The organism is Anabaena cylindrica UHCC 0172, from assembly GCF_034931625.1.
Taxonomy (GTDB): Bacteria; Cyanobacteriota; Cyanobacteriia; order Cyanobacteriales; family Nostocaceae; genus Anabaena; species Anabaena cylindrica_A.
The window spans coordinates 1-5,441 of the sequence record NZ_JAYGGY010000148.1 but is presented as its reverse complement, the minus strand read 5'-3'; the positions used below and the strand labels follow the sequence as shown (position 1 = coordinate 5,441).

Sequence of the window (5,441 nt, the reverse complement as noted above, 5' to 3'; positions counted from 1 at the left end):
GGGTAATGGGTAATGGGTAATGGGTAATGGGTAATGGGTAATGGGTAATGGGTAAATGGGTAATGGGTAATGGGTAAATGGGTAATGGGTAATGGGTAATGGGTAATAGCCAAATAATTCTTATCCAATCACCAATCACCAATCACCAATCACCAATCACCAATTACCAATCACCAATCACCAATCACCAATCACCAATCACCAATCACCAATCACCAATTACCAATCACCAATTACCAATTACCAATCACCAATTACCAATTACCAATTACCAATTACCAGTCACCAATCACCAATCAAAAAATAGACTATGGCTACTCAAGCACCTACGATTTATTCACTGCAAGCACCTAAGGATGTTTCGCTTACAGAAATAGAAGCGGAATTGACTCAAATTTGGCAAAGTTACGGCATTACCGGCGAAGATGGGGCGTTACCTGCTGCTACCCGCGCCACAACATTTACTTTGGTAGTCTATGAACCAGAAGAAACCCAATACTTATTAGCTGCAACAGGCTTTTACAACGGCCCTATTGATGGAATTTTGGGGCCGCAAACTGAAACAGCATTACGGGAAGTGCAGAAAAAACATGGACTCCCAGAAACTGGTATCGGTACACCAGAAACCCTAACTACATTACGGGAAGAATACTTCAAAAATCAACACAGCGGACCACAGGGAGATAGTCATGGTGCAGCTATGGGCTATACTTTCAGTGCTACCAGTCCTACCATTGCTGATGAAATCGCCCTCCGTAACCCTTGCCGGATTATAGCTTTATGTCCCATTGCTGGGGAAGATGAAGGGGTGAAAGCGCAAGTTTCCGCTTATTGCCCAATTCAAAAGCAATCATCTAATACACTCATTTGCTGTGAATATATTACTCTCACTGGTACAGCGGCTGCTTTGGAAAGAATTGGGGGGATGATTCCGGCTTTGTTAATTGGTGGTTTACCCAAGTTTCTGTGGTGGAAGGCAACACCAGATTCTGGTAATCCTCTTTTCAAACGCTTGGCAGCGGTCTGCAATAATGTGATTGTGGATTCTTGCAACTTTAATACTCCAGAAGATGATTTACTCAGTTTGCAAGATTTGGTAGAGACTGGTGTGCCTTTAGCTGATTTGAACTGGCGGCGTTTGGCTGCATGGCAGGAATTGACTGCTGAAGCTTATGATGCACCAAATCGTATGGCGGCGCTGAAAGAAATCGATCGCGTAACTATTGATTATGAAAAGGGCAACTCTGCTCAAGCGTTGCTATTTTTAGGTTGGTTGGCAAGTCGGTTGGTATGGCAGGCTGTTTCCTATTCCAAGGAAAGTGGTGATTATGATATCACTCGCATTCGCTTTTTGGCTCAAGACCAAAAACAAATAGAAGCAGAATTAGCAGGTGTTCCCATTGCTGATATTGGTGAGATTGTCGGTGATTTGATTGCTTTGCGTCTGAGTTCTACTAATCCCCAAGCAAATTGTGGTACTGTAATTTGCTCGGAAACTGGTGGTTGTATGCGGATGGAAACTCACGGTGGCGCTCAATCTGCTGGTTTGTTTCAACAGGTAAGTTCTCTTTCGGAACAGAAAGCGGAAGTGTTGTTAAGTCAACAGGTACAACGCTGGGGTCGTGAGGCACTTTTTGAAGAAAGTTTGGCGGTAATAGCACAAACTTTGAAGTTAGAAAATCGGTAATTGGTAATAGACATCTCCGGACAAGAATGTAGAGACGTTCCAGGGAACGTCTCTACAAGAGTTCTAGGAAACGCATATTTAATTTTTGGAGATGTCTAATTTATTCATTACTTTTTTACCCTCTTTCTGTGATACAAGGGGGTATTTTTTATTCATTTTAAATTGATGCAAAATGTGAAATAATAAATAAACAGGAAATATAGCAGGAGTCAGAATTCAGAATATGGCTTACGTCACGCTACGCTGTCCGTTCCTATATCTGGTTTTCTAGACATTAGTTTTCGTTCATGAAGATGTTTGCCACTCAATTATTATGGGAAGACTATATGTAAAGTTATTATTTCCGGTTCGGACACAACATACTGGAAAGTTTTATGGATGTGCAAATACGTTTATCAAAACCTGAAGATTTAGAGAATATTCTGAAACTACAAGCTGATTCACTTAGAGGATTATCACCAAATTATAATTTAAGTCAGATTGAATCTTTAATAAAAAATCAAAGATTAGCCAGAATACAGATAAATGAGGTCATACTTGTAGCAGAATATAAGCATGAAATAATTGGATTTGCATCTCTTCTAAATCAGCAGTCCAGGATAGGTGGTATATATGTTCATCCAAATTTTGTACGTCAAGGTATAGGTACACAAATGCTCGATGCTATAGAAGAAATGGCTAGACAAAATAAATACAAATTCATTGATGTAATGTCATCTTCATCATCGGTAGATTTTTATCAAAAAAATGGTTATCAGATAATTCGTGAATCCGATTTTTATTGTGAAGATAATGTGCGGATAACTTGCATAAATCTAGAAAAGCAGTTAATGAATTTAACAGATATGGAGAAGTGGTGTCTTTGGATTAAAAATTTATTCTTCTAAAGTCACTGGTAATTTTCTCATTATCAAGGAATTCAAAATTTAGGTAGTTCTTTAAAACTAGATAATTGGCGTTTATAGTAAAAATATTTCTAATTTCTAATGTCTATAATTATTGCTGGAGAACGTAGTGGTGTGGGTAAGACAACTGTGACACTTACCCTTTTAGCGTCTTTGTGCCGTCGTGGTGCAAAGGTGCAATCTTTTAAAGTGGGTCCAGATTATATTGACCCGATGTTTCATCAATATGTTACTGGTCTTCCTTGCCGGAATTTAGACCCTGTGCTGACTTCGGAAAGTTATGTCCAAGAATGTTTTCATCGTCATTCCCCTGGATGTGAATATGGTTTAGTTGAGGGGGTAATGGGTTTATTTGACGGGATTAAGGGGACTGGGGAAGGAGAAAAACAATTACCAACTGATTTTGCGAGTACGGCACACGTAGCACGGTTATTGGAGATCCCTGTGATCTTGGTGATTGATTGTAGTCGGTTGTCTGGTTCTGTGGCTGCGATCGCACATGGTTATTGTTTTTTGGATAGTAGAATTAAGATTGCTGGGTTAGTGCTGAATCGAGTGGGAAGCGATCGCCATTTATCCTTGCTTAAAGATTCCCTAAAACCCCTACAATTACCTATTCTTGGCGTTTTACGAAGACAAGATAATATTACTATACCCGACCGTCATTTAGGTTTAATTCCTACAGCAGAACTTCCCGAATTAAATGATGTCGTCAATCGCTTGGCAGATTTAGGCGATAATTGCTTTGACTGGAATCAGCTACTACCCCTTTTGCAATCTCCCCATTTCCCCACCTCTCCGCCTCCCCATCACCCCATCACCCCATCTCTTCTCAGAATTGCCGTTGCACGAGATAAAGCTTTTAATTTCTATTACCAAGACAATTTAGATTTATTGAAAAAATTAGGTGCAGAACTAGTTTTTTGGAGTCCCTTAGAAGATGCTGAACTACCAAAAGATATCCAAGGAATGTATTTTGGTGGAGGTTTTCCTGAAGTATTTGCACAACAATTAGCTGCAAATACCAGCATGATAAAAGAAGTAAAAACAGCTATTTTAGCAGGAATGCCCACAATTGCTGAATGTGGGGGATTAATGTATTTATGTGAAAATATTATTGATTTTGAAGGTAAAGCTTGGTCAATGTTGGGAATATTACCTACATCTGCACAAATGGATAAAAGGTTAACCTTAGGATATCGTCGTGCTGTAGTTTTACAAAATAGTTTATTATTTGATGTGGGAACAAATATTTATGGACATGAATTTCATCGTTCCCATTTAATTACTAATTCTCAACAACCATTATTTGATACTTATCGTTATGATTGTGAAGAAAATACAGGATTTGAAGGTTGGAATTTACCTAATGTTCATGCTTCATACATTCATCAACATTGGGGAGAAAGTGTAAAAATTCCCCAAAAATTTCTGCAACAATGCCTACGGCAGCTACGCTAAAGCCATATCAGACAAATAAAATAAATTAATTATATAAATTAAGGTGCGTTACGCTGTCGCTAACACACCCTACTCTGAGTGATAACTAAATGTGAATACCACACTCAGTTTTTTCGCTTCCTCTCCAACGGCCAGCGCGTTCGTCTTCACCGTCGGCTACTTTGGTGGTAATAGGTTCATCACCAATGCTGGGATAACCTTGATCATGAAGAGGATTGTAAATTACTCCATGTTCAGCTACATAAACCCAACTATCTTTCCGTGTCCAAGCTGCAATGGGATTTACTTTCAGTCTTCCCAAATTATCTAATTCAAATATAGGCATATTCGCACGGGTAACGGCTTGGTCACGACGACGGCCTGTAATCCAAGCTAAGGTATTTAAGTCGTCTAAACCCCGTAACAGTGGTTCAATTTTTGTAACTTGGTGGAATTGGGCAATATCTTTGTCCCAAAGTGCTTCCCCATATTTAGCAGTAAAGGCTTCGCGGCTATTTACATCTGGAGTTTTATAAGTTTGCAAATCTAGGTTATATATTTCTTTAGCTTTTGCAACCAGTTCTAGAGTTTGGGGAAAGTGGTACAGGGTATCGAGAAAGATGACGGGAACAGGATGCTTTAGTTCAGTATACAGAATATGAGTAATTACCAAGTCATCTACATTAAAAGCGCTTGTTTGCACTAATCCTGTGGGAATATTCTCAATAGACCACGCCAGGATTTCTTTAGGAGTGGCGGTTTCAAATTGTTGATTTAATTTATCTAAGTCAAACGCTGTGGAAACTGTCATGATCGTTTTCTAGAAAATTTTTTTACCTTGACCAAAATTAATTTTATCCTATAAAGGCACACATTCCTCCCGGTAATTGGGTATTTATCCTGTACGGGTATCACTACACGTAAAACCACCAGTAATTTACTTTAGTACGTATTAAATCTTTTAAGTAAATACGCTGGCATATATTAAGAGAATTTAAGCAATTTTAATTTTTACTTGTTTTTAAATAGATGTTTATCTTAATCCTGTTATTCTTAACCTAAGCTTTAAAATTCAAGGATTTCACAAAAAATGAATAACACAAAATTGCCAGATAGCTTGAATCAATCTATAGTTATGGGCTTTTTAATCATTTTGACCAGTGCTGGGATCATTACGATTATGAGCGTGTTTTAATCACAATACAGTTAATTTTAGCCAAAAAAATGTTTATTAACCCTGCTCAAAAATGAGTGGGGTTTTTACATTTTGTTATAAATTTTTACATTGTCTTTAAGGGAACAAAAAGTATTGCTGCTCTTGGACTGTTTTGATAACCTAGTATGGAGTAGGTCATATACTGCCAACGGGTGAAATTTGGACTTATGTCATACTGAGCGTAACGTAGTGC

The 5,441-nt window shown here is 38.3% G+C and carries 4 protein-coding genes; 3 read left to right on the top strand and 1 reads right to left on the bottom strand.

Annotated elements, in window-relative coordinates:
• The first annotated feature begins 310 nt into the window (after positions 1 to 310).
• The 3 genes from opcA (at position 311) to VB713_RS28060 (ending at position 4,053) form a co-directional block, all read left to right on the top strand.
• Positions 311 to 1,687: a glucose-6-phosphate dehydrogenase assembly protein OpcA gene (gene opcA / locus VB713_RS28070; protein WP_323314765.1), complete on the top strand. Its 1,377-nt coding sequence runs from the start codon at positions 311 to 313 to the stop codon at positions 1,685 to 1,687.
• Positions 1,688 to 2,061: 374 nt separating this feature from the next.
• Positions 2,062 to 2,574, top strand: a complete 513-nt coding sequence (locus VB713_RS28065; protein WP_323314764.1) for a GNAT family N-acetyltransferase — start codon at positions 2,062 to 2,064, stop codon at positions 2,572 to 2,574.
• A 99-nt stretch (positions 2,575 to 2,673) separates the two neighbouring features.
• The gene (locus tag VB713_RS28060; RefSeq protein ID WP_323314763.1) at positions 2,674 to 4,053 is read left to right on the top strand and encodes a cobyrinate a,c-diamide synthase; all 1,380 of its coding nucleotides are present in this window, start codon (positions 2,674 to 2,676) and stop codon (positions 4,051 to 4,053) included.
• Positions 4,054 to 4,138: 85 nt separating this feature from the next.
• Here VB713_RS28060 and cysH read toward each other — a convergent pair whose 3' ends face one another.
• Positions 4,139 to 4,843, bottom strand: a complete 705-nt coding sequence (gene cysH / locus VB713_RS28055) for a phosphoadenosine phosphosulfate reductase (RefSeq protein ID WP_323314762.1) — start codon at positions 4,841 to 4,843, stop codon at positions 4,139 to 4,141.
• Positions 4,844 to 5,441 lie beyond the last annotated feature (598 nt).